Genomic DNA, 21940 nt, shown 5'->3' with positions numbered 1-21940 from the left:
ACGCCCGGTTACATTCCGAACCCGGAAGCTAAGCCTCACAGCGCCGATGGTACTGCAGGGGGGACCCTGTGGGAGAGTAGGACGCCGCCGAACTATTTTTGGAGAAAACCCCTGTACCGGGAAACGGTACGGGGGTTTTCTGCGTTTAAGGGGTCTCTGAATTGTTGGTACCGGGGTATGCCGTCATACCCCGGTACTCATTCCCGTCGGACCGTCGACCGCCGGATCGTCGCTGCTTAAGGCGCGTGACTTGAGGCGCGTTACTTCAGGCGGGACGAAGAGACGATCGAGACGATGTGGGCCGGGACCAGGAGCCACACGATCGCCGTGATGGCGACGGTGGCGACCTTCGTTGCCGTCAGGTCGCCGAGTGCCGTGTCCACGATCGCGGTCACGAGGAGGAGCAGCGTGGCTTCGATGCCGTTGCACAGGCGGTGCAGCTGGACGGCTGAGGCGAGCCGGCGTACCCGGGCCAGGCCGGTGGAGCGGGGGACCACGGACTGGTCGGTGGCCTTCTGCAGGCCGCTGTCCGAGCGGGCCACGTGGACGAGGTCGGAGGACGACTTGAGGAGCAGCACGCCGATGGCTGCCACCAGGCCGGTCACCAGGTAGGGATCCAGGCCGAGTTCGGCGGCGCGCAGGCCCATACCGGCCATGACCGCGGCGTCGGCGAGATAGGCGCCGAGGCGGTCCAGGTAGACGCCGAGCGGGCTGAACTGTCTGCGCCAGCGGGCTACTTCTCCGTCCACGCAGTCGAGCAACAGGTAGAGCTGCATGAAGAGGACGGCCAGTACGGCGCCGGCCAGGCCCGGCAGGAGCAGGGCCACCCCGGAGAGGACGCCCGCGAACACCATCACCACCGTGATCTGGTTCGGCGAGACGCGGGTGCCGAGCACCAGGCGGGTGATCCGGAGGGACAGAGCGCGCATGTAGAGGCGGCCGGCCCAGTGTTCGGCCCTGCTGTCCAGCTTGCCCGGAGGGTGAATCACATTGCGGAGTTCGTCGAGTGGGACCTTGGGCATGCGGCGCTTCTCCATGGAGGGTTGGGGGTGAGGGGGTAAGGGCGTCGGTTCGATGTCGTACAGGGAAGATCATGACGGGGACCCTGACGGGAGGTGTCGGCAGGGTGGATATCCGGTGGGCGTTGTCGGATGCGGGTAATACCGTGGATTCCATGAACCACGTGATCCGGTCCATACGTTCCGACGAGTGGGCCGAGGTGCGGGAGCTGCGGCTCGCGGCGCTGCGGGACCCGGTAGCCCATCTCGCGTTCCTGGAGACGTATGAGGAGGCTGCGGCCAGGCCCGAGGCGTTCTGGCGCGAGCGGGCGGCCGGGGCGGCCGAGGGGACGGCCGGGCGGCGGCAGTTCGTGGCCGAGGGGGAGAACGGGGTCTGGGGCGGGTCCGTGACCGTGCTGGTCGAGGAGGCCGGGTCGCGGGACTTCTTCGGGGGCGTCATCGAGCGGCGGCAGGGGCATCTGGTGGGGGTGTATGTACGGCCCGAGCACCGGGGGAGCGGGATCGGGGTGACCGGGGCGCTCTTCGACGCCGCGCTGGCGTGGGCCTGGGGGAGTGGGCTCGAGCGCCTGCGGCTCTTCGTGCACGAGAAGAACTCCCGCGCCGAGGCGTTCTACCGGAAGGCCGGGTTCGTGCCGACGGGCGTGAGCGTGACAGGCGACACGGGGGAGCGCGATCTGGAGTTCGTGACCACTCGGGCGTAGGGCTGGGCGGCCGGATGCCCGGTGTCAGACCGGGAGTTCGTACTGCGGCCAGCGGGACCGGGCCTGCTCGTGCGAGCGGAGGAGGGCCAGGGTCGGGAGGCCCCGGGTCGCCCCGGCGGACAGGAGGTCCGGAAGCTGGGGGAGCGGGGCCACGGCCGCCACGTCGTCCAGGACGAGGGTGAGTGGTGGGTCGAGGCGACCAGAGGATGACCGTTCGGCCATGCGCCGGCCGCGCTCGACCACGCTTGAGGCGAGGGCCGTCAGGAGCGGCATCGCGCCGGGATTCGCCCTGGGGTCCTCGATGGGTTCACCGACCACATAAAGCGTGCCCCCTTCGTTGACGAAGGAATCCAGAGTGAGGGTGTCACTTCGGTTCGGAGTGCAGGATTCGCGGACGTTGACCGTGGAGAAGGACGAAAGCGCGCGGGCCGTCAACTCCTGCGCGATGTCGCGGCGTTCGGGGTGCGAGGTGAGGGCCGCCTCGAGCTCGCCGGCGGCTCCGGACGCGGCCTTGGGGTTCGTACGGAGGGCTCGTACGGCGTCCTGTACCTGTGCGCCCTGCGACCAGCGGTGGACATGGCGGAAGGGTTTGCCCTCCACGGCGGCGGCGTGCAGATAGCTGCGCAGGAGTGTTTCCGCCGCGTCCGCCATGGGCTGGTCCACCTTGGCGGTGGGGCGTACGGGGGCGAGCAGGGCCGCCGCTCTCGCCGCCGCGGTGGCCTTGTCCTCGCAGCCGGCGGACGGGGACCAGTGGAGGCGGGCCGGGGTGTCGCACAGGTGCGCGGGGTCGTAGAGGAGGACGGGACCGAGCTTGGCTCTGGCGTCCTTGGTGTCCGACCAGGTTCTCGGGTTCGAGGTGACCACCAGGACGGGGCCCTCCGCGTCCTGGATCGCCTGGACCGCCTGGGGGTGGCGGGTCTGGGCGGAGCCCAGGAGGACGGGCGCGCGGTGGGGTGCCGCCGTGGGGGTTTCCCATCTGCCGGCGAGCGCGACCTGTTCCAGCGGCTGTGCCGCCACCGGCAGTGGGTGCTCGTGCGGCGCCGGGGGCGTGGTGGCTGGTGTCGGGAAGGGCTCCCGCCCGCCAACCCGTTCGCCCTCTGCTGCCAGGGGAGCCGTCGCCGTCAGTGGTTGCTCTTGTACCGGCTGCTGCGGGTGCGTCGTGGCTGGTGTCGGGATGTTCACCCACCCACCCACCCGGTCGCCGTCCGCCTCCAAGGGAGCCGTCGGCTTCGGCACGTGTGCCTCGATCCGCCGCCTGACCCTCCCCGCCCGCCACCGCGCCACCGTCCCTATCACGAAAACCGTGAGCACCAGCAGCAGCATCAACTGCCCGATGAGCAGGCCCCAGAACAGGCCCCAGCCCGACAACTGGTCCGCGGGGGTGTCCGGCCAGGCCCCCGCCAGGTCGTGCGGCTCTCCGGCGAGGTGGCGTATGGCCATCGGCGTACGGGCGAAGGTGACGGCGTCCGGCCAGGCGTCCCGGGAGAACCAGCCGGCGATCCCCGTGGCCGTCCACACCATCACCGTCATGCCGAGCAGGAAGGCCAGCACTCCGACCAGCAGGCCGTCGGGGATGCCCCCTTCCTCGCCCCGCTCTTCCCGTCTCATCTCACGTCACCGTCCTTACGCGACCGTGGACTCGGAGGAACCGTCGAGATCGTTGAGGTGCTGTTCCATGAAGGCCGCCGCGCGTTCCTCGGCCTCCAGTTCCGCGGCGTGGAGCGCGTCGTCGGCGATGAGTTCGGCGGAGGTCTGGGTCATGGCGCGGTCGGTGAAGACGAGGGGGCGTTCGGTTTCCGTGATCAGGTGTTTGACCACCTGGACGTTGCCGTTGACGTCCCAGACCGCGATGCCCGGGGTGAGGGTGGGGATGATCTCGACCGCCCACCTGGGCAGGCCGAGGACCCGGCCCGTCGCTCTCGCCTCGTCGGCCTTCTGGGCGTAGATCGTGCGGGTCGAGGCCATCTTGAGGATCGCGGCGGCCTCTTTCGCCGCGGCCCCGTCCACGACGTCGGACAGGTGGTGGACGACCGCGACGAAGGACAGGCCCAGGCGGCGCCCGAACTTCAGCAGGCGCTGGAAGAGCTGCGCCACGAACGGGCTGTTGATGATGTGCCAGGCCTCCTCGACCAGGAAGATGCGCTTCTTCCGGTCGGGGCGGATCCAGGTGTGCTCCAGCCACACACCCACGATCGCCATCAGGATCGGCATGGCGATGGAGTTCCGGTCGATGTGGGAGAGGTCGAAGACGATCAGCGGGGCGTCGAGGTCGATGCCGACCGTCGTCGGGCCGTCGAACATGCCGCGCAGGTCGCCGTCGACCAGTCGGTCGATGACCAGGGCGACGTCCAGGCCCCATGCCCGTACGTCGTCTATGGCGACGTTCATCGCCTCGGCCGACTCCGGTTCGGGGTGGCGCAGTTGCTCCACGATGTCGGTCAGGACCGGCTGGCGTTCGACGATCGTCTCGTTCACGAAGGCGTGCGCGACCTTGAGCGCGAAGCCGGAGCGTTCGTCGAGTCCGTGGCCCAGCGCGACCTCGATGATGGTCCGGAGCAGCGCGAGCTGCCCGGTCGTCGTGATCGCCGGGTCGAGCGGGTTGAGCCGGATGCCCATGTCCAGGGCGGCGGTCGGGTCCAGCCGGATGGGGGTTATTCCCAGCTCCTGCGCGATGAGGTTCCACTCACCCGCGCCGTCCTCACCCTGTGCGTCGAGCACGACGACCTGCCGGTCGCGGAACCGCAACTGCCGTAGGACGTAGGTCTTCTCCAGCGCCGACTTGCCGTTGCCGGACTCTCCCAGCACCAGCCAGTGCGGCGCCGGGAGCTGCTGCCCGTACAGCTGGAAGGGGTCGTAGATGTACCCCTTCCCGGAGTACACCTCGCGGCCGATGATGACGCCCGAGTCGCCGAGGCCGGGCGCGGCGGTCGGCAGGTAGACCGCCTGGGCCTGGCCCGTGGACGTGCGGACCGGGAGCCGGGTCGTCTCGATCTTGCCGAAGAGGAAGGACGTGAAGGCGTCGGTCGCCGTGGACAGCGGATCCCGCATCAGAACATCAGCTCCTACCTGCGGATTCCGGTGGCGAACGGCAAGGTGTTGACGAAGGCGCGGTGATGCTCGCGGTCGCACCACTCCAGCTTCAGATACGACTTGCCGGCCGAGGCGCGGATGGTCCGCTTGTCGCGGGCGAGGGCCTCGGGGGAGCGGGAGCTGACCGTGATGTAGCCGACGAGGTTCACTCCCGCCGCGCCGCTGGCGAGGTCCTCGCCGCGCTGGTCCATGCGTCCGTGGGCGGCGACGTCACGCGGGTCCACGGTGCGGTTCATCTTGGCGGCGCGGCTGGCCTCGGCGGCGTCGTTCGTCTTCTCGGTCAGCATCCGCTCGATGGCGATCTCGGTGGGCTCGAGGTCCATCGTGACGGCCACGGTCCGGATGACGTCCGGGGTGTGGACGAGCAGCGGGGCAAGGAAGTTGACGCCGACCGGGGTCATCGGCCACTCCTTCACCCAGGCCGTGGAGTGGCACCAGGGCGCGCGGGTGGAGGACTCACGGGTCTTCGCCTGGAGGTAGGTGGGCTCCATGGCGTCGAGTTCGGCCGGCCAGGCATTGCGCTTGGTCATCGCCTGGATGTGGTCGATGGCGTGGTCCGGGTCGTACATGGAGTGGACGAGGGAGGAGAGCCGGCCCTGGCCCAGCGGCTGCCGTACGCGGATGTCGGCTTCCTGGAGCCGCGAGCAGATGTCGGTCAGCTCACGCGCCATGACGACGGCCAGGCCCGCGTCGCGGTCCAGCTTCCGGCCGCCCTGCGGGCGTGCCGCGCGTGCCATCGCCTGTGCCTCGGCGGCCAGTTCGCGGGTGAAGTGCATGCAGGCGACGAGGTACGCCCGGTGCTGCTCACTGCTCGTGGACACCATGGACTGGAGCTGGTCGTACGACTGCTGGAGCCAGCCGGGGGAGCGCTCGTCGCCGCGTACGGAGACGTCCTTGGCGTGCGCGTCGGGGTCGGCGGGGAGGGTGCGGGCGAGCATCTGGATGCGGGTGACGAAGCCGTCGCCGTTCGCCACGTGCTTGAGGAGGGTGCCGAAACGGTCGACGAGGGCTTCCTGGTCCTCGGAGTCGCGCAGGCCGACGCCCGGGCCCTCGATCTCGATCGCGGCGGTGACCGTGCGGCGGTCGGCGTGCAGGAGTACGGCGATCTCGTCGGGGCCGAAGGGCGCCGCGAGCCAGTTGATCCGGCCGATGCCGGGTGGCGGCCCGATCTCGACCTCACGCCCGTCGGCGCTGATGCCGGCCTCCATGACACTGCTGCGGTACGCCGTTCCGCGGCGCAGGCTGCGCCGGTAACTGCGGTTGATCTCGAACCACTTGTAGAACGTGCGGCGCTTGTACGGGACGTACACCGCCGCGAGGGCGACCAGTGGGAAGCCCATCAGCAGCACGATCCGCAGGGACAGCACCGGGACGATCAGACCGCACATCATGCCCAGGAACGCGCCCGCGATGATCAGCGCGATCTCACCGGACTCGCGGTTCCGGCCGACGATCGCGTTCGGCCGGGCGCGGCCGATCAGATATGTACGGCGGGGCGTGATCACGTGGGACACGTGGGACTCGGTCGTCAACGCCCTTCACCTCCCGTGCGGTTGTTGCGGGCGTTGCTGGCGTGCGGGGTGTTGACCGGGCTGGTACGCGGTGGGGGTGTGGCGGAGGGGACAGATCCGCCACCTCCGCCCGGCGTACGGGTGCTGTGTGCGGCCACGCCGCCGGAGGCGGGGTTGGAGGGGCGGGCCTGGCTGTTGCCGCCACCGCCTCCTCCGCCGTTGTCGGCACGGGTGCTGTGGGTCTTGATGCCCTGGGCGACCAGGGTGGCAGGGGAGCTCATGACGGCGGCGGCCTTGCCCTCGGCGCCCTGCATGATGCGGTTGTTGCGGGAGCCGGCGATCTCGTCGCCGAAGCCCGGTACGAAGCGGTAGATCATCGCGCTCGCGAAGATGGCGAGCAGGATGATGGCGAGGCCCGAGACGACGGCGGAGAACGCGTCGGGGCCGTCCGCGGACGACAGGGCGCCGGCCAGGCCCAGCACGATCACGATCACCGGTTTGACCAGGATGACCGCGATCATGATGCCCGCCCAGCGGCGGACGTGGCCCCACAGGTTCTTGTCGACCAGGCCCGCGTACACGACGGTGCCGAGCAGGGCGCCCACGTAGAGGAGAGCGGCTCTGATGACCAGCTCCAGCCACAGCACGCCGGCCGCGAGGATCGACACCATCGACACGACGATCAGCATGATCGGGCCGCCGCCGATGTTCTCGCCCTTGGCCAGGGCGCCGGAGAAGTTGCCGAAGAAGGTGTCGGTCTGGTTGCCCGTCGTGGCCGACAGGACCTCCGTGACGCCGTCCGTCGCCGAGACGACCGTGTAGAGGATCAGCGGGGTGAACGCCGACGCCAGCACCGTCAGCCACAGGAACCCGACCGCTTCCCCGATCGCGGTGGTGAGGGGGACGCCTCGCACCGCCCTCTTCGCCACGGCCAGCAGCCACAGGACCAGCGTCAGGATCGTCGACGCCGCGAAGACCACCGCGTACTGCTGGAGGAACTTCGGGTTCGTGAAGTCGACGTTCGCGGTGTCCTTGACGGCCTCACTGAGCTTGTCGATCGTCCAGGACGCGGCGTCGGCGCAGCCCTGGGAGAGGGAGGAGAGCGGGTCGAGGGTGTCGGTTACGGGGTTGCTGGGGGTACCGGTGGAGCCACTGTCGTCTTCGCAGTACTGCTTTGCGGGGCCAATCAGCAGGCTGCAAGCGTCTTTCGAGGCGGTCGGCGTCGGGGTCGGCGCTGCGAAGGCACGAGTAGCGAGCAGGATGGCCGAGGTCTGTACGACGGCTACGACGGTGGTGCGCCTGAGAACGCGGCTGCGGCTACCGGGCATACGTGAACCCTCCGTACTCCTCGATGGCCTTGCTGATTTCGTCCGAGCCGGCGGCCCTGTCGTCGCCGGGGACCGGGGCGGGTCCGTCCGTCTGGGAGTCCGTCACGATCTTCCAGTCGCCGTTGTCCCACTGGAGGTCAAAGGTCCACGTCTTCCATGTGGAGGTGACGGGATCTGTGGAGGTCTCTCCGGACATTCCGATAAGTCCCATGTACCAGACCGAGACCTTGGCAGCGCTGTCGCTGTACTGCCCGGCCTTGGTGCCCACTGGGACCGTTCGCGAGACGAACGTGTTGCCGTCCGGCGCATTGCCGTTGGCGTCGAGCCCCAGCTTGCTGAGGAAGTCCGTCGAGTAGGCCGCGTCCATCGGGCTCTGGAGTTGGGCGGCCGCGGCGGACGTGTAGATGGTGTTGACGATGTCGTGTCGGCTGTCCTTGTTGAACATGCCGGTCGAGCCCAACACCACGGCGTAGTTCGCGGCCGCGCTCTCCGCTCCCACCGTGCTGTGTGCGAACCCCGCCGGGATCCCCGCCACCTTCGACCCCACAGGGCGTTCCCCCGAAGCCGCCGTGGGGGAGGTCTCCGGCTTGTCGGTGGCGGTGTCTCCGGAGGAGGAGTCGTCGCCGCGGTTCGCGAAGGCGATCGCGGCGATCAGGAGAACGACCACGCCGACGACCGTGACCAGGCTGCGGGAGGAGGACCGGCCACGCCGGGCACCCCCGTACACGTCGCCGGCGCCGCCCGGCAGCCGCGTCCTGGTCTGGCCGGAACCGCCGTACCCTCTGTCCTCGCCGCGCGAGCCGTCGCCGTAGCCGGGTTCGTCACCGAGACTCATGCCGCGTACGCCCCCTCAACCTCTCGCTGAACCGCGTAGTACGACGGTAGCCGTGCTGGTTCCCGCGCGGGCGCGGTGTGGTGAGTCGACATCAGGGAAAGGCAACCTCAGCCGGTGGGCACGACGGACGGGTGGGTCGGAGGGAGGAGAGGATCCGGGCGAGCCCGGCCCGGCCTAGACGGCCATGCCGTACACGATGGTGAACAGCGTGCCGAGGGACCCGATGATGAAGACTCCGGTGAGGCCCGCGATGATGAGGCCCTTGCCCTGTTCGGCGCTGAAGGTGTCCCGGAGGGCCGTCGCGCCGATGCGCTGCTTGGCCGCGCCCCAGATCGCGATCCCGAGGCAGAGCATGATGGCGACCGCCATCACCACCTGGACCATCGTCTTGGCCTCGGTCCCCAGGCTGCCGAAGGGACCCCAGTCCGGAGCGATCCCGCCGATAATTGTGGTGATGTCGCCCTTTTCGGCTGCGAAAAGCATGTAAGTCACCGCCCCTAGTGGGTAGTTCTGCACCCTCTGCCCTGTGCGCAGAGGTCGAGCCCATTCTCGCCGAAGATGACGCCGTCGGATGTCGACTTGACGTCATTGGTTGGCGGGTTTGGTAGGCAAAGGGTCGTCTGGTCACTCTGTGTATCACGGTAGGTTACGCCGAGCAATGAAGTCGGTGCGGAACCTGTCGTGTGGTTCCGTCGTTAACCCCTCTTCATGAAACCGCGGACGGTCGCGCGTCCGCGGGGTGTGGCCGAGGAACCGTCAGCATCAAGGCTATCCCGCGTTGTTGGGAGAGAGGGAAACGGCCCGGAGTCCGCCTAGCTCCTGGGCCCGGTGGCCTGCTCGCCCTTCGGGTCGACGTGCGGCAGGAGGCGGTCGAGCAGGCGGGGTGTCCACCAGGCGTGCCGGCCCAGCAGGGTCATGACCGCGGGCACCAGCAGCAGCCGTACGACCGTCGCGTCGATCAGCACGCTCACCGCGAGGCCCAGTCCGAGCATCTTGACCACGACGTTGTCGCTGACCACGAACGCGGCGAAGACGCTGACCATGATCAGGGCGGCGCAGGTGATCACGCGGGCGGTGATCTCCAGGGCGTGCGCGACGCTCGCCTTCGCGTCGCCGGTGCGCAGCCAGGCCTCGTGGACCCGGGAGAGCAGGAAGATCTCGTAGTCCATGCTCAGTCCGAAGATGATCGCGAACATCATCATCGGCACATAGCTCTCGATGGGCACCTTGCCCTCGACGCCCAACGCGGGCCCGCCCCAGCCCCATTGGAAGACGGCGACGACGACGCCGTAGGACGCGCCGATCGAGAGCACGTTGAGGACGGCCGCCTTCAGGGCGACCAGCAGTCCTCGGAAGACGATGAGGATGATCAGGAAGGCGAGGGCGACGACGACCCCGATGATCAGCGGGAGGCGGCTCGCGACGATGTCGCGGAAGTCGACCTGGGCGGCGGTCGTGCCGGTCACATAGCCGTTGGCAGGGGTCCCGGAGACGGCCTGCGGCAGTGTCTCGTCGACGAGGCGGTTGGTGAGGTCGGTGGTCGTGGCGCTCTGCGGGGCCGCCTTCGAGTACACCGTGCCGACCAGTACGTCGCCGTCCTGGGTCGGAGTGAGCGGGGTGACGGTGGACGCGCCGGCCACGTCCGTGAGTTCCTTCTGCGCCTGGGAGGCGAGGTCGGAGCGCTGGTCGGAGGGCACGTCGGTCTGGTCGATGACGACGGTGAGCGGACCGTTGGAGCCGGGGCCGAAGGACCGCGCCATGATGTCGTAGGCCCGGCGGTCGGTGAACGACTTCGGGTCCGCGCCGTCCCCGATGTGGCCGAGCTGGATGGAGAGCAGCGGGATCGCCAGCACGAGCACGGTGAGCAGTCCGCCGGCCAGGAACCACCACGGCCGCCGCTCCACGCGCTGCGCGTACCGGTGCCAGGTGCCGTGCGCGGAGGCCCCGGGCTCCGCGTCCGTCTCGGCGACCGGGCGGCGCACGCGGTAGCGGTCGATGCGTCTGCCGATGAGGCCGAGGAGCGCGGGTACGAGGGTGAGGGCGCCCGCGACCGCGGAGACCACCGTGACGGCCGCGGCCACGCCGAGTTTGCCGATGAACGAGACTCCGGAGACCGACAGTCCGGCCAGCGCGATGATCACGGTGCAGCCGGAGACGAGGACGGCCCGTCCGCTGGTGGCGTTCGCGCGTCCCGCCGCCCGCACCGGATCGGCGCCGTCCATGAGGTTCTGGCGGTGGCGGGTGATCAGGAAGAGGGCGTAGTCGATGCCGACGCCGAGCCCGATCATCGTCGCCAGGGTCGGTGACACCGTGGCGAACGTGAACGCCGACGCGAGCAGTCCCAGGCAGGCCAGACCGCCGATCACGCTGATCAGCGCCGTGAGGAGGGGGATGCCCGCGGCGATCACGCTCCCGAACCCGATCAGCAGCACGACGATCGCCACCGCGAAGCCGATCAGCTCGCTCACCCGGTCGTCGGCCGCGGGCCTGGCCAGCTCGCCCAGCGGTCCGCCGTACTCGACGTCGGCACCGGCCGCGCGCAGCGGCTGCACCGAGTCGTCCACGCCGTGGAGATAGTCGTCGCCGAGGGTCGAGGGCTGTACGTCGAAGCGGACGGTGATGTACGCGGTCTTGGCGTCGGAGGAGAGAGGGCCGACGTTCTGTTGTGACGTCTGCCCCGACTGCGTCGACTGTCCGGAGGTGGACTCCAACGGGTTCTGTACGGCCAGCACGTGCGGCAGTTTCTGGAGGTCGCCGACCGTCTGCGACATCTGCGAGGACAGGTCGGTCAGGGGTTTCGCCTTGTCCTGGAGCACGATCTGGCTGCTGTAGCCGCCGGCCGCCGGATCGTGCTCCTTCAGGATGTCCAGGCCCTGTTGCGACTGGACGCCCGGCAGGGAGAAGTTGTCCTCGTACTCCCCGCCGAACGCGCGGTTGAGCAGGCTCAGGGCGACGAGGGCGGCCAGCCACAGGACGATGACGGTCACGAAGTGCCGTGCGCACCATTCACCTAGCCGGCGCAGTCGCATGGGTCGCTCCCAGCGGAGACGTTCGAGCACGTCCACCAAGCGGAGACGTCCGATCACGTCCATTAAACGTCCCGCTGATCACCGCGTCCTGTTGAGCCGCCGCCCTCGCTCTGCCCCTGCCGGGGGTCAGCCCACCGCGTCCGCCAGGACCGTGGCCGTCTTCGCGACCAGCGGGCTGTCCGCGGCGGCGGCCGGGTCGGGCTTGGTCGTCAGTACGGCGACGACGACCGGAGTGCCGTCCGGGGTCCAGGCGATGCCGACGTCGTTGGCCGTCCCGTACAGACCCGTGCCCGTCTTGTCGGCGACCCTCCAGTCCTGGGGCAGGCCCTTGCGCAGGCGTTCACCGCCGGTCGTGTTGCCGAGCAGCCAGGTGGTCAGGCGGGTGCGGTCCTCGTCGTTGAGGGCGCTGCCCAGGGCGAGTCGGGCGTACGTCCGGGCGATCGCGCCGGGGGTGGTGGTGTCCTCAAGCCGTCCCGGCTCGGCCGAGTTCAGGTCCGGCTCCCAGCGGTCCAGGCGGGTCTTCGGGTCCCCGATCGAGCGGCTGAAGCGGGTGACCGCCGTGGGGCCGCCCAGTTCGGTGAGCAGCAGGTTGGCGGCGGCGTTGTCGCTGAAGCGGATCGCCGCGTCGCAGAGTTCCTCGATGGTCAGGCCCGCCGCCACGTTCTCCGGCTTGACGGTGACCGCTCCGCCGCCGGACGCCGTCACGTACTCCGCCGTGTAGTGGATGCGCCTGGCGAGCGTCTCGCCGTGCCGGTCCAGGTCCCTCAGTACGGCCGCGACCGCCAGCGTCTTGAACACCGAGCACATCGGGAAGAGCTCCGACGCCCGGTACCGCGCGGTCGCCCTCGTCCCCAGGTTGTGGGCGAACGCGCCGACCCTGGCGCCGTGTTCTTCCTCGAGTGCCCGCAGCCGGGCGTGCGTTTCGTTCCGTGTACGGGGGTTCGCGTGCGCCTGCCCCGCGGTGAGCGCGAGTGCGGCGGTCGCGGTGGCCGTGGTGAGCAGGGTGCGGCGCGTTGTCGTCGTGTTCAGGATTTTTCGTCCTCCAGTCCCTGTACGAAGTGGTCGAACTCGCCCGCCTGTACGCCCAGTACGAACGCGTCCCACTTCTTCTGAGTTGTAGTGACGATGTTCGTGGGGTCACTGGTTTCACGGATGTGGACCAGGTCGTTGTCCCCGAAGGCGAGCTCGATCCAGGGCCCGGGGCCGGTCGCGTCGTCGGGCGCGGCGCGGGTCCACTCCAGATCGGGGGGGATGTCAGCCACGGGGTGAGCCCTGCTTGAGGGTGCGGAGGAGGGTGCGGAAAGTGGCGGGGGCGGCGGTGAGTATCGCCGCGGTGGGGTCGCTGCTTTCGGTGAGATGGATCGTTTCGGCGGTGCCTGCGGCGACGTGTACGCAGGAGTTGCCTTCCGGGCAGTAGGACGACTTCTGCCAGGTGAGGGTGGGCATCCTCGGCTCCTTCACAGGTCCTTGGCGATGTTGTGGATGAAGTCCCGCGACTCCTCGGGGGTGAGGGCCGCCGCCTCCATGCGATCGAGCAGTACGCGGTACTTGTCCAGCTGCGCCTCGGCGTCGAGGAACACCGGGCCGTGGGACTGGTCGAGGTTCACGGTGTCGAGTTGCGGTACGGGACCCTCGGCGTAGTAGATCGACTGACCCGAGCCGGGGAAGACGCTGGCGTCGAACGGGATGACGTGAACCGCGACGTGCTCCCGCTCGTTCAGCTCCAGCAGGTACTTGAGCTGGTCGCGGGTCACGCGGGGACCGCCGAACTTCATGCGCAGGGCGGCCTCGTGGACGATGACCTGCTGCGGAGTCGGTGGATCCCGGAAGAGAATGGCCTGCCGTTTGACCCGGAAGGACACCCGGTGCTCGACGTCCGGGGGCGGTAGCTCCGGCACGGCCTGGCGGAAGATCTCGCGAGCGTATTCCGTGGTCTGGAAGAGGCCGGGGATGTGTACGGTCACGGCGGTTCGCAGCCGGGTGGCGTGGTGTTCGAGCTCGGCGAGGTCCAGCAAGCCGGTCGGCAGGATCTCCCGGTACTCCTCCCACCAGCCTCGCCTGCGATCGGGGGCCAGGGCGGTGAGCGCCTCGACGAGGGGCTTGTCGGAACAGTCGTAGTGACAGGCGATGGTGCGGAGTCGGTCGGGGCTCACACCGTGGCGGCCGGCCTCCATGTTGCTGACCTGGTTCTGCTTGATGCCGAGGAGCTGTGCGGCTTCGGTCGACGTCAGACCCGCTCGCTCGCGCAGCTTGCGCAGTTCGGCCCCCAGTCGCATTTGACGCCCGGTGGGGGTGCTTCTCATGGCCAACGTTCGACTCCCTTGGCACTGCCGTGTCACCCACACGCATGAACACTGAAGCACTTCGTGCATCTAGGTCTAATAACTTACAGCTCCGCGCTACCTTCTCCTCAAGGCGCCCGCCCAGAAGCACCCCGCTCGACGGAGCGGCCGCGGTCACTGGGCAACGTAACCAAACCACCCAACTACCCACCGAACCGGGAGACTTCCGATGGCAACCGTATCCCCGTCCTGGGCCTACACCCTTCAGCTCCCCCACGATCCCCGTGCCCCCGGCATCGCACGGGCCACCCTCCGTACCGTCCTCGCCGCGCACGACCTCGCCGAACTCAGCCCCACCGCCGAACTGTTGGCCTCGGAGCTGCTCACCAACGCGCACCTGCACACCCGGGGCCCGTACGCCCTGCGCCTCTACGCCGCCGAACCCGACCGGCTCCGTATCGCGGTCTGGGACACCGACCCGACGGTCCCGCCGGGCTTCTCCGGCGGGCCCGTCCTCGTACCCCCGGACGGCGCCGAACACGGCCGGGGCCTGCACCTCGTACGGGCCTGCGCGGACGCGTGGGGCGTGTCGGTGCTGCGGGAGCTGGGGGCCTCGAAGGGCGGGAAGCTGCTGTGGGCGGAGTGCGTGGGGGCGGGGTGACAGAGGAATGCCGGGTGTGGTGGCCGGTCGTCGGATATCGGTCCGCATCAGCTTGTGTGTGATCATCCCGTCGCACAGTGGGCGCCTCTACACTGACCTCGGCGGACTCCTGGGCGGCGAGGGGCGGTTGACGGTGCGTAAGGCATGGGTCGTGGCGATCGCCGCCGTCGGGGGCGGGCTCAGCTTCGTGATGGTGCTCGTCGTCGGCGTCTACCTGGTCGCGGGGAACCTCGCGGGCGGGGTCGGCGGCGGAGCGGTCACCCTGGCGAAGGGCGCCGTGCCGGCCGCGTACCAGACGCTCGTCCAGAAGTGGGGCAATCTCTGCACCGCCATCAACCCGGCGCTGCTGGCCGCGCAGTTGTACCAGGAGAGCGGGTTCAATCCGACCGCCCAGAGCCCGGCGGCGGCGCAGGGAATAGCGCAATTCATCCCCGGAACGTGGGCAACCCACGGAATCGACGGCGACGGGGACGGCGATCGCGACGTATGGGACCCGAATGACGCGATTCCGTCGGCCGCCTCCTACGACTGCGAGCTCGCCTCGTACGTGAAGGACGCGCCGGGGGACCCTACGCACAACATGCTCGCCGCCTACAACGCGGGGGCGTACGCGGTCATCAAGTACGGGGGCGTACCGCCGTACAAGGAGACCCAGAACTACGTGAAGACGATCACCACGCTGCAGGCGAGTTTCGCCGCGCCGGTGACCCGGGTCGACCCCTCCAAGCAGGCCGCGGCGGCCATCTCGTACGCGCAGGAGAAGCTCGGCACGCCCTACCTGTGGGGCGGGAACGGCACCGCTGACCAGGGCGGACGCTTCGACTGCTCGGGGCTGACGAAGGCCGCGTACGAGAGTGTGGGGATCACGCTCCCGCGCGTCGCCAACGACCAGTACAACGCCGGGCCGCACCCCGCGCGGGAAGAGCTGATGCCGGGCGATCTGGTGTTCTTCTCGGACGACCTCACCAACTCGCGGACCATCCGGCACGTGGGCATCTACGTGGGTGGCGGATACATGATCGACGCACCCCGGACAGGGGCCGTCATCCGCTTCGACCCGGTCGACACCCCTGACTACTTCGGAGCCACCCGAGTGACCGAAGATGGCGCGAAAGCATTGCCCACATCGGTCTGAACCCACCCTCTGAGCTGGGAAGATGCATCTCTCTTCGGTAACGTCTGAGTGATCATTCGGTGGAGGGTGGAACGTATATCAGGGGAGTGTGCGTTCCTTTTCTCGTAGAGCGGATCTACGACCACGGGGGTGGGACAGAGCGCCGCACGAAAGGCTGCGCGCGCGGGAAAGACGACGAAGGGGCCACAGCACCATGGCTGGACTCGCCGAATCCGGTTCCAATCCCGACGTCGACCTGCTCTACGACATCAACCGCCTGGCCCAGGACGCTCCGCACTGGTTCGACCGGGGCGTCGGGTTCGTCGGTGAGTACGGGCTGCTGATCGCGATGGGCCTGCTGGCCGCCGCCTGCTGGTGGTCCGTGCGGCGGCGAGGCGGCGAAGAGGCCGCGTCGTCCGTGGCCGCGGTCATCTGGGCGCCGCTCGCCGCCGGCATCGCGGTCCTGGTGAACGTGCCGATACGGGACTTCGTGGCGCGCCCCCGCCCCTTCGTCGACCACCAGGGCCTGGACGTCCTGGTGTCCGGCAAGACCGACTACTCCTTCGTCAGCGACCACGCGACACTCACCATGGCGGTGGCCGTCGGACTCTTCATCACCCACCGGAAGTTCGGGCTGATCGGCATAGGCCTCGCGCTGGTCGAGGGCTTCTGCCGGATCTACATGGGCGTGCACTACCCGACGGACGTGATCGGCGGCTTCGCCCTCGGTACCGCCGTCGCCCTGCTGCTTTCCCCGCTCGCCATGCTGCTGCTGACGCCGTTGACCAAGGCGGTGGAGGGTTCCGCCCGGGTCGGCGGGCTGATCCGGGCGCGCGGGACGGCACTCCCCGGCTCGGGTGAGGGCGAGGACGCGGTGCTCACGGGGGCTCAGGTGGTGCGGCCCGAGGACCGGGACCTGGCGGCGTAACCCCGCTACAGCGCCTGCGGGAAGGTGAAGACGCGCTTCGGGTCGTACACCCTCTTCAGAGTCGTCAGGCGGGGAGCCGCGTCGCCGTAGTACGCCTTGCGCCAGTTGGTGAGCGTAGAGTCCGTGTAGTTCTGGTAGGCGGCCCCCGACGCGTGGGGTGACATGGCCTTGTGGGCGCCGGCCAGCCAGGACTGGGCGGTCGTGCCGGAGGTGCCGGCCTGCCAGGAGGCGATGTACTGGGCGAGCATCCGCGAGCGGCGGTGCACGAACGCCGTAGCGGTGGGGGAGACGCGGTTGACCGCGCCGCCGAGTGCCGTCAGGGCGATGCTGCCCGCGCCGCCCCGGACCGTCGAGAGCTGGTTCAGCAGGGCCTGGACGCCCGCCGAGGAGAGGGAGCGGTCGAAGAAGTCCGAGCGGGCCGCGTACGTCTCGCGGCCCAGCGCGCCCTGCGCGGAGCGGCCCGGGGTCGAGCCGGGCAGGTGACACTGGGCGTCGGTGGAGAAGGACGAGCAGCCCGCGTACACCTCCATCGAGTCCTCGTACGACCTGCGCTTCAGCGAGACGCTGCTCGCGGGGGCGCCGATCGTGTCGGCCAGCCGGTCCACGGCGTTCTGGAGTTCGCCGTACGTGCCCAGGGAGAACGCCGCGACGGAGATCGTGGGAGTGCCGCCGGACGCGTTCGCGAGGTGGCAGGAGGACCAGATCTCGTCCGGCTGCGTCGGGCCCCACTCCTGCCAGGCCTTGAGCACGGCGGCGGCCCTGGACCACGGCCAGCTCATGTACGCCGTTACGGCCTGGGGGGCCGGGTGGGTCTTGTAGCGGAGCTCGGTGACGATGCCGAAGTTGCCGTTGCCCGCGCCGCGCAGGGCCCAGAAGAGGTCCTTGTTCTCGGTGGCGCTCGCGGTGAGCTGCTTGCCGTCGGCGGTGATCAGCGTTGCCTGCGTGAGGCTGTCGCAGGTCAGGCCGTACGCGCGGGAGACGACGCCGTGGCCGCCGCCCAGGGTCAGGCCGGAGACGCCGACGGTGGGGCAGGAGCCGGCGGGGATCGTGACGCCCTTCGCGGCGAGGGCGCGGTAGACGTCGATCAGTTTGGAGCCGGCGCCGACGACCGCCTCGTTGGCGCTCGCGCGGATCTGGTTCAGCTTCGATATGTCGATGACCAGACGGTCGTTGCCGGATGACCAGCCGGCGTAGGAGTGGCCGCCGTTGCGGATCGAGATCTTGATGGCGTGGGCGCGGGCGTATGCCATCGCGGTGGTGATGTCGGACGTGTTGGCGACGTAGGCGACGGCCGCGGGCTTCAGGGTGTCGAAGCGGGTGTTGTAGAGCTGGTGGGCGGCTGTCCAGGTCTGGTCGCCCGGGCGGACGAGTGTGCCGTCGAGGTCCTTGGACAGGGCCGTCCAGTTCGCGGCGGTCGCTGCGCTGGTGTTGGCCGTGCGGAGGGCGGAGGCGGTGGGGTCGGTCGCGCCGGGGGGCGTGCTCTTCCTGGTGCCGGTGGGCTTGCCGCCGGCGTTGCATGCGGTGGCTGCCGCCGCCGTGAATGTGGCGGCGGCTCCGCCTATGAACGTACGCCGTTGCATGTGCGCCTCCCGTTGGTTCCTCTGAACGAGACGGGTGCCCGGGGCAGCGGGTTCCATGGGGGGTGGCGTGGCGTGGTGGGTTCGGCTGCGGGAAGGGTGTTTTCGCCCCCTCCGCCCCTTCCCGTCCCGTTTCTGGGGGCTGCGCCCCCAGGCCCCCCTTCGCGCTGCGCGCTCGTCCTCAAACGCCGGACGGGCTGGAAGGAACACCCCGGACGGGCTGGAACGCGACGTCAGAGGACCGCCAGGTTCACGATCCAGAAGCTCACGGCTGCTACCAGTGCCGCCGCCGGCATCGTGATGAACCAGCCGAGGATGATGTTCTTGGCGACGCCCCAGCGGACGGCGTTCACGCGCTTGGTGGCGCCGACGCCCATGATGGCGGAGGTGATCACGTGGGTCGTGGAGATCGGGGCCTTGAAGATGTAGGCCGTGACGAACATGATCGACGCGCCGGTGGTCTCCGCGGCGAAGCCCTGGGGCGGGTCGAGTTCGATGATCTTCCGGCCGAGCGTGCGCATGATGCGCCATCCGCCGGCGTACGTGCCCAGGGACAGCATCATCGCGCAGACGATCTTCACCCAGACCGGGATCGGGTCGCCCGGACCCTGTACGTCGGCGATGACCAGGGCCATCACCACGATTCCCATGGTCTTCTGGGCATCCTGGAGGCCGTGGCCGAGAGCCATGCCGGCCGCCGAGACGGTCTGGGCGATGCGGAATCCGCGCTTGGCCTTGTGCGGGTTGGAGCGGCGGAACAGCCACATGATGGCGGTCATCACCAGATAGCCGACGACCAGGCCGACCAGCGGCGAGGCGAACATCGGGATCACGATCTTGTCCAGCACGCCGTGCCAGTAGACCGTCGTGCCGCCGGCAAGGGCCGCGCCCACCATGCCGCCGAACAGCGCGTGGGAGGAGGAGGACGGCAGACCGAAGTACCAGGTGACCAGGTTCCAGGTGATCGCGCCGATCAGCGCCGCGAAGAGGATGCCCATCCCCTTCGAGTCCTGGGGCGTCTCGATCACCCCCTCGCTGACCGTCTTGGCGACCCCGCTGCCGAGGAACGCGCCCGCCAGGTTCATGACCGCGGCCATCGCGAGTGCCGCCCGCGGCGTCAGCGCCCGCGTCGATACGGACGTCGCGATCGCGTTCGCCGAATCGTGGAAGCCGTTCGTGTAGGTGAATCCGAGCGCGACCCCGATGGTCACGATCAGCGCGAAGGTGTCCATGAAGAGGTCAGGACTCCTTGACCGCGATGGTCTCCACCGTGTTCGCCACATGTTCGAACGCGTCGGCCGCTTCCTCCAGCACGTCCACGATCTGCTTGAGCTTGAGCACGTCCATGGCGTCGTACTTGCCGTTGAAGAGCTGGGCGAGCAGCTTGCGGTGGATCTGGTCGGCCTGGTTCTCCAGGCGGTTGACCTCGATCCAGTACTCGGTGAGGTTGTCCATGGTGCGCAGGTTCGGCATGGCCTCGGCCGTCAGCTCGGCCGCCCTGGCCAGCACCTCGATCTGCTGCTCCACACCCTTGGGGAGCTCCTCGACCTGATACAGCACGACCAGGTCGACGGCCTCCTCCATGAAGTCCATGATGTCGTCGAGGGACGAGGCCAGGTTGTAGATGTCCTCACGGTCGAACGGTGTGATGAACGAGGAGTTCAACTGGTGGAAGATCGCGTGCGTGGCGTCGTCACCGGCATGTTCCGCGGCCCGCATACGCTCTGCGATCTCGGTCCGGCCGGAGGCGTCGGCCCCGAGCAGTTCCATGAGGAGTTTCGAGCCCGTGACGATGTTGTCCGCGGATGCGGAGAACATGTCGTAGAAGCTCGTCTCCCTGGGGGTCAGACGAAAGCGCACGTGGGGTCCTCGGGGTGCTTCGGTTTCGGTCAGGCTGATGCTAGGCGCATCATCCGGCCACGGCTAATGGGCCGTCTCCCAGTGTCGCCCATCGGGCACAGTGATCAGCACAGGGTCCGGTCCCGGCATCGGGCAAGAGGGCTATACCCAGCAAAGTTCGATACCATATACCTACCAGGGGTATATGTAAGCGGCGAACCGGACGGGATCTCGACAAGATCCTCCGGAATATCCCCCGAGGTGTCCCCGGGGCCCTCCGGGAGTGCCGACAGGACCATCAGGAGGACGCGATGACGACCACCGAGGCCGGCGCGACGGCGCCCTCCGGCGGATCCCCGCAGCAGGTCGTGACCGACCACGACCGGGGTATCCACGGCTACCACCATCAGAAGGACGAGCACCTCAAACGCCTGCGCCGGATCGAGGGCCAGATCCGTGGTCTGCAGCGGATGGTCGACGAGGACGTCTACTGCATCGACATACTCACCCAGGTCTCCGCCTCCACGAAGGCCCTCCAGTCCTTCGCCCTCCAGCTCCTGGAGGAGCACCTGCGCCACTGCGTCGCGGACGCGGCCGTCAAGGGCGGCGACGAGATCGACGCGAAGGTCGAGGAAGCGACGAAGGCGATCGGGCGACTGCTGCGTACGTGAATCCCGCGGCCGTGCGGCTCGGACCGGGCCGCGGTGGCGGGAAAGTGTCGGTGTGGCCCGGGGGGCCGGGCTATACCCGACTGGCCGGAACTGACTACAGATTCATGGCCCGCGCCTGCTGACGCTCGCGCTCATGGGTGCGCGCGTCCGCCACCTTCAGCACCTCGTCGATGCTCTCGAGACTGAGCCGGTCCTCGTGGGCGGCCGAGGCCGCGATGATCAGGTCTCCGCACAGCTCGATCTCGGCGAGGGCCACGTGGTCCTGAACTGCCGTACCGCCGACCGGAGCCACGTACATCACCTCTTCCTGCCGTCACCGACTTCCTAGAGTAGGTAGCGGCCTACACACCGCGCATGGCACGGAAGGGCCATTTCCGGCCCCCAACTCCTCCTACGCCCGCCCCTGCCCCTGCCGCCCGTGCCTATTCGGCGATCTTTCCGGCGAAAATGTCCGCGGACTCCGGCAGCCGTACGTCGACGGCGACCCCGAAGTCGTACAGCAAGGTCGTCGAGGCGACGGCGACCGTGCCCTTCCGCCGGTCGTTGACGAAGCTGAAGCTGTGCCGGACCTTGCGCAGCCGTCCCTCCTCGTCCAGGTAGGCGTCGAACGGCACCCGCGCGGTGGCGAACCCCTTCGCCGCGGCCCTCAGCGCGTCCCTGTTGTCCTTCGACGCGCTCCTCGCGGCGACGTGGAGGTCGGCCGTACCGCGGTAGTGCCGCACCGGAGTGCCGGCGAGCTCGGTCCTGCCGACGTACGACGCCGTCCGCGCCCCGCGCAACAGCTCGGCCGCCGCGGACGGGTCGGTGGCGCCGCCCGTCACCAGGTTCCCGTCGGAGAGGGCGGCCGTGTCGACGCGGACCCACTTGTCGGCGGGGACACCGGCGCCGCGGTTCTTCATGAACAGGGCGCCCGGAGCGAGGAGTTCGGTGATGGGCCGGTGCTCGTCGGCGCCCGCGGGGTCCTGCGGCAGCATCACCTTCAGGCGGCCCCGGCGCAGCTCGAAGTCGTACACGCCCTCGCCCCGGATGGTGACCCTGGTCCCGCCGGTGGCCATCTCCATGGACGTACGGGCTTTCGCGCTGCCCGCCCGGCGCAGGGTGGCGGCGGCCTGGTGAAGCACCTCGACGCTCTCCTCGCCGGCGGCGGCGCGGGCGTCCTCGGTGAGACCGGCGCCGCCCGAGCATCCGGTGACGCATACACAGACCAGGAGTCCGGTCGTCGCGGCCGCGGCGGCCAGTCGGCCGGCCCGTCCGTCGTCCGCCACCCGCGACACCACCTGTGCCACCATCGCCCGCCGACCCCCAGCCGCTCCGGAACCGGGGCCCTCGGCCCTCCCCGTCGCTCCGCTTAACGA

The 21940-nt window shown here is 69.2% G+C and carries 22 protein-coding genes and 1 rRNA gene; 6 read left to right on the top strand and 17 right to left on the bottom strand.

The window, feature by feature from the left end; translation table 11 throughout:
- Positions 1-93 (top strand): 5S ribosomal RNA (gene rrf, locus ACIBLC_RS26540); the annotation flags it as partial.
- Positions 94-260: 167 nt separating this feature from the next.
- Here rrf and ACIBLC_RS26535 read toward each other — a convergent pair.
- Complete coding sequence (locus tag ACIBLC_RS26535) at positions 261-1022, bottom strand: CDP-alcohol phosphatidyltransferase family protein (protein WP_399213686.1); 762 nt, start codon at positions 1020-1022, stop codon at positions 261-263.
- Positions 1023-1174: 152 nt separating this feature from the next.
- On the opposite strand from ACIBLC_RS26535, the gene ACIBLC_RS26530 reads away from it, so the two are divergent.
- On the top strand, positions 1175-1720 hold the full coding sequence (locus tag ACIBLC_RS26530; RefSeq protein WP_399213684.1) for a GNAT family N-acetyltransferase: 546 nt from the start codon (positions 1175-1177) through the stop codon (positions 1718-1720).
- A 24-nt stretch (positions 1721-1744) separates the two neighbouring features.
- On the opposite strand, the gene ACIBLC_RS26525 is transcribed toward ACIBLC_RS26530, so the two are convergent.
- From ACIBLC_RS26525 to ACIBLC_RS26475, 11 genes are all read right to left on the bottom strand, one after another.
- The gene (locus ACIBLC_RS26525; protein WP_399213683.1) at positions 1745-3328 is read right to left on the bottom strand and encodes a type VI secretion protein; all 1584 of its coding nucleotides are present in this window, start codon (positions 3326-3328) and stop codon (positions 1745-1747) included.
- Positions 3329-3343: 15 nt separating this feature from the next.
- The gene (locus ACIBLC_RS26520; RefSeq protein ID WP_399213681.1) at positions 3344-4768 is read right to left on the bottom strand and encodes an ATP-binding protein; all 1425 of its coding nucleotides are present in this window, start codon (positions 4766-4768) and stop codon (positions 3344-3346) included.
- A gap of 14 nt (positions 4769-4782) precedes the next feature.
- Positions 4783-6342, bottom strand: a complete 1560-nt coding sequence (locus tag ACIBLC_RS26515; RefSeq protein WP_399213680.1) for an SCO6880 family protein — start codon at positions 6340-6342, stop codon at positions 4783-4785.
- Positions 6339-7649 carry a hypothetical protein gene (locus ACIBLC_RS26510; RefSeq protein WP_399213679.1) on the bottom strand — a complete coding sequence of 437 codons (1311 nt, stop codon included), beginning with the start codon at positions 7647-7649 and terminating at the stop codon, positions 6339-6341. The genes ACIBLC_RS26515 and ACIBLC_RS26510 overlap by 4 nt, the downstream gene beginning before the upstream one ends.
- Positions 7639-8484 (bottom strand): hypothetical protein, encoded by an 846-nt coding sequence (locus tag ACIBLC_RS26505; protein WP_399213677.1) that lies wholly within the window; start codon positions 8482-8484, stop codon positions 7639-7641. The genes ACIBLC_RS26510 and ACIBLC_RS26505 overlap by 11 nt, the downstream gene beginning before the upstream one ends.
- A 174-nt stretch (positions 8485-8658) precedes the next feature.
- Positions 8659-8967, bottom strand: a complete 309-nt coding sequence (locus tag ACIBLC_RS26500; RefSeq protein WP_326722163.1) for a hypothetical protein — start codon at positions 8965-8967, stop codon at positions 8659-8661.
- A 329-nt stretch (positions 8968-9296) separates the two neighbouring features.
- On the bottom strand, positions 9297-11513 hold the full coding sequence (locus ACIBLC_RS26495; RefSeq protein WP_399213676.1) for an MMPL family transporter: 2217 nt from the start codon (positions 11511-11513) through the stop codon (positions 9297-9299).
- 126 nt (positions 11514-11639) lie between these two features.
- Positions 11640-12542, bottom strand: a complete 903-nt coding sequence (bla, locus tag ACIBLC_RS26490; RefSeq protein ID WP_399213701.1) for a class A beta-lactamase — start codon at positions 12540-12542, stop codon at positions 11640-11642.
- A complete protein-coding gene (locus ACIBLC_RS26485) occupies positions 12539-12775 on the bottom strand; it encodes a DUF397 domain-containing protein (protein WP_399213675.1) in 237 nt (78 codons plus the stop codon). Before ACIBLC_RS26485 ends, bla begins: the two co-directional genes overlap by 4 nt.
- Positions 12768-12959: a DUF397 domain-containing protein gene (locus tag ACIBLC_RS26480; protein ID WP_399213674.1), complete on the bottom strand. Its 192-nt coding sequence runs from the start codon at positions 12957-12959 to the stop codon at positions 12768-12770. Before ACIBLC_RS26480 ends, ACIBLC_RS26485 begins: the two co-directional genes overlap by 8 nt.
- Before the next feature lie 11 nt (positions 12960-12970).
- Positions 12971-13816 (bottom strand): helix-turn-helix domain-containing protein, encoded by an 846-nt coding sequence (locus tag ACIBLC_RS26475; protein ID WP_399213673.1) that lies wholly within the window; start codon positions 13814-13816, stop codon positions 12971-12973.
- 208 nt (positions 13817-14024) lie between these two features.
- Between ACIBLC_RS26475 and ACIBLC_RS26470 the strand changes: the two genes are divergently transcribed.
- The 3 genes from ACIBLC_RS26470 (at position 14025) to ACIBLC_RS26460 (ending at position 16498) form a co-directional block, all read left to right on the top strand.
- On the top strand, positions 14025-14456 hold the full coding sequence (locus ACIBLC_RS26470) for an ATP-binding protein (protein ID WP_399213672.1): 432 nt from the start codon (positions 14025-14027) through the stop codon (positions 14454-14456).
- Between the two features lie 127 nt (positions 14457-14583).
- Positions 14584-15591, top strand: coding sequence for an NlpC/P60 family protein (locus ACIBLC_RS26465; protein WP_399213700.1), 1008 nt, complete (start codon positions 14584-14586; stop codon positions 15589-15591).
- 193 nt (positions 15592-15784) lie between these two features.
- A complete protein-coding gene (locus ACIBLC_RS26460; protein WP_399213671.1) occupies positions 15785-16498 on the top strand; it encodes a phosphatase PAP2 family protein in 714 nt (237 codons plus the stop codon).
- 5 nt (positions 16499-16503) lie between these two features.
- On the opposite strand, the gene ACIBLC_RS26455 is transcribed toward ACIBLC_RS26460, so the two are convergent.
- From ACIBLC_RS26455 to ACIBLC_RS26445, 3 genes are all read right to left on the bottom strand, one after another.
- Positions 16504-18078 (bottom strand): FAD-binding oxidoreductase, encoded by a 1575-nt coding sequence (locus ACIBLC_RS26455; protein ID WP_399213670.1) that lies wholly within the window; start codon positions 18076-18078, stop codon positions 16504-16506.
- A 230-nt stretch (positions 18079-18308) separates the two neighbouring features.
- Positions 18309-19307, bottom strand: a complete 999-nt coding sequence (locus tag ACIBLC_RS26450; RefSeq protein ID WP_399213669.1) for an anion permease — start codon at positions 19305-19307, stop codon at positions 18309-18311.
- A 7-nt stretch (positions 19308-19314) separates the two neighbouring features.
- On the bottom strand, positions 19315-19935 hold the full coding sequence (locus ACIBLC_RS26445) for a DUF47 domain-containing protein (RefSeq protein WP_266459195.1): 621 nt from the start codon (positions 19933-19935) through the stop codon (positions 19315-19317).
- Positions 19936-20225: 290 nt separating this feature from the next.
- Between ACIBLC_RS26445 and ACIBLC_RS26440 the strand changes: the two genes are divergently transcribed.
- Entirely contained in the window at positions 20226-20585 is a 360-nt protein-coding gene (locus ACIBLC_RS26440; protein ID WP_399213668.1) for a metal-sensitive transcriptional regulator, read from the top strand.
- Positions 20586-20679: 94 nt separating this feature from the next.
- Here the strand turns inward: ACIBLC_RS26440 and ACIBLC_RS26435 are convergent, their stop codons facing one another.
- Both ACIBLC_RS26435 and ACIBLC_RS26430 read right to left on the bottom strand, forming a co-directional pair.
- Entirely contained in the window at positions 20680-20883 is a 204-nt protein-coding gene (locus ACIBLC_RS26435) for a hypothetical protein (RefSeq protein ID WP_399213667.1), read from the bottom strand.
- Between the two features lie 124 nt (positions 20884-21007).
- Positions 21008-21874 carry a hypothetical protein gene (locus ACIBLC_RS26430; protein ID WP_399213666.1) on the bottom strand — a complete coding sequence of 289 codons (867 nt, stop codon included), beginning with the start codon at positions 21872-21874 and terminating at the stop codon, positions 21008-21010.
- Positions 21875-21940 lie beyond the last annotated feature (66 nt).

The organism is Streptomyces sp. NPDC050535 (assembly GCF_044457665.1).
Lineage (GTDB): Bacteria > Actinomycetota > Actinomycetes > Streptomycetales > Streptomycetaceae > Streptomyces.
The sequence above is the reverse complement of the archived record's forward strand: the minus strand, read 5'-3'. Positions and strand labels throughout refer to the sequence as shown.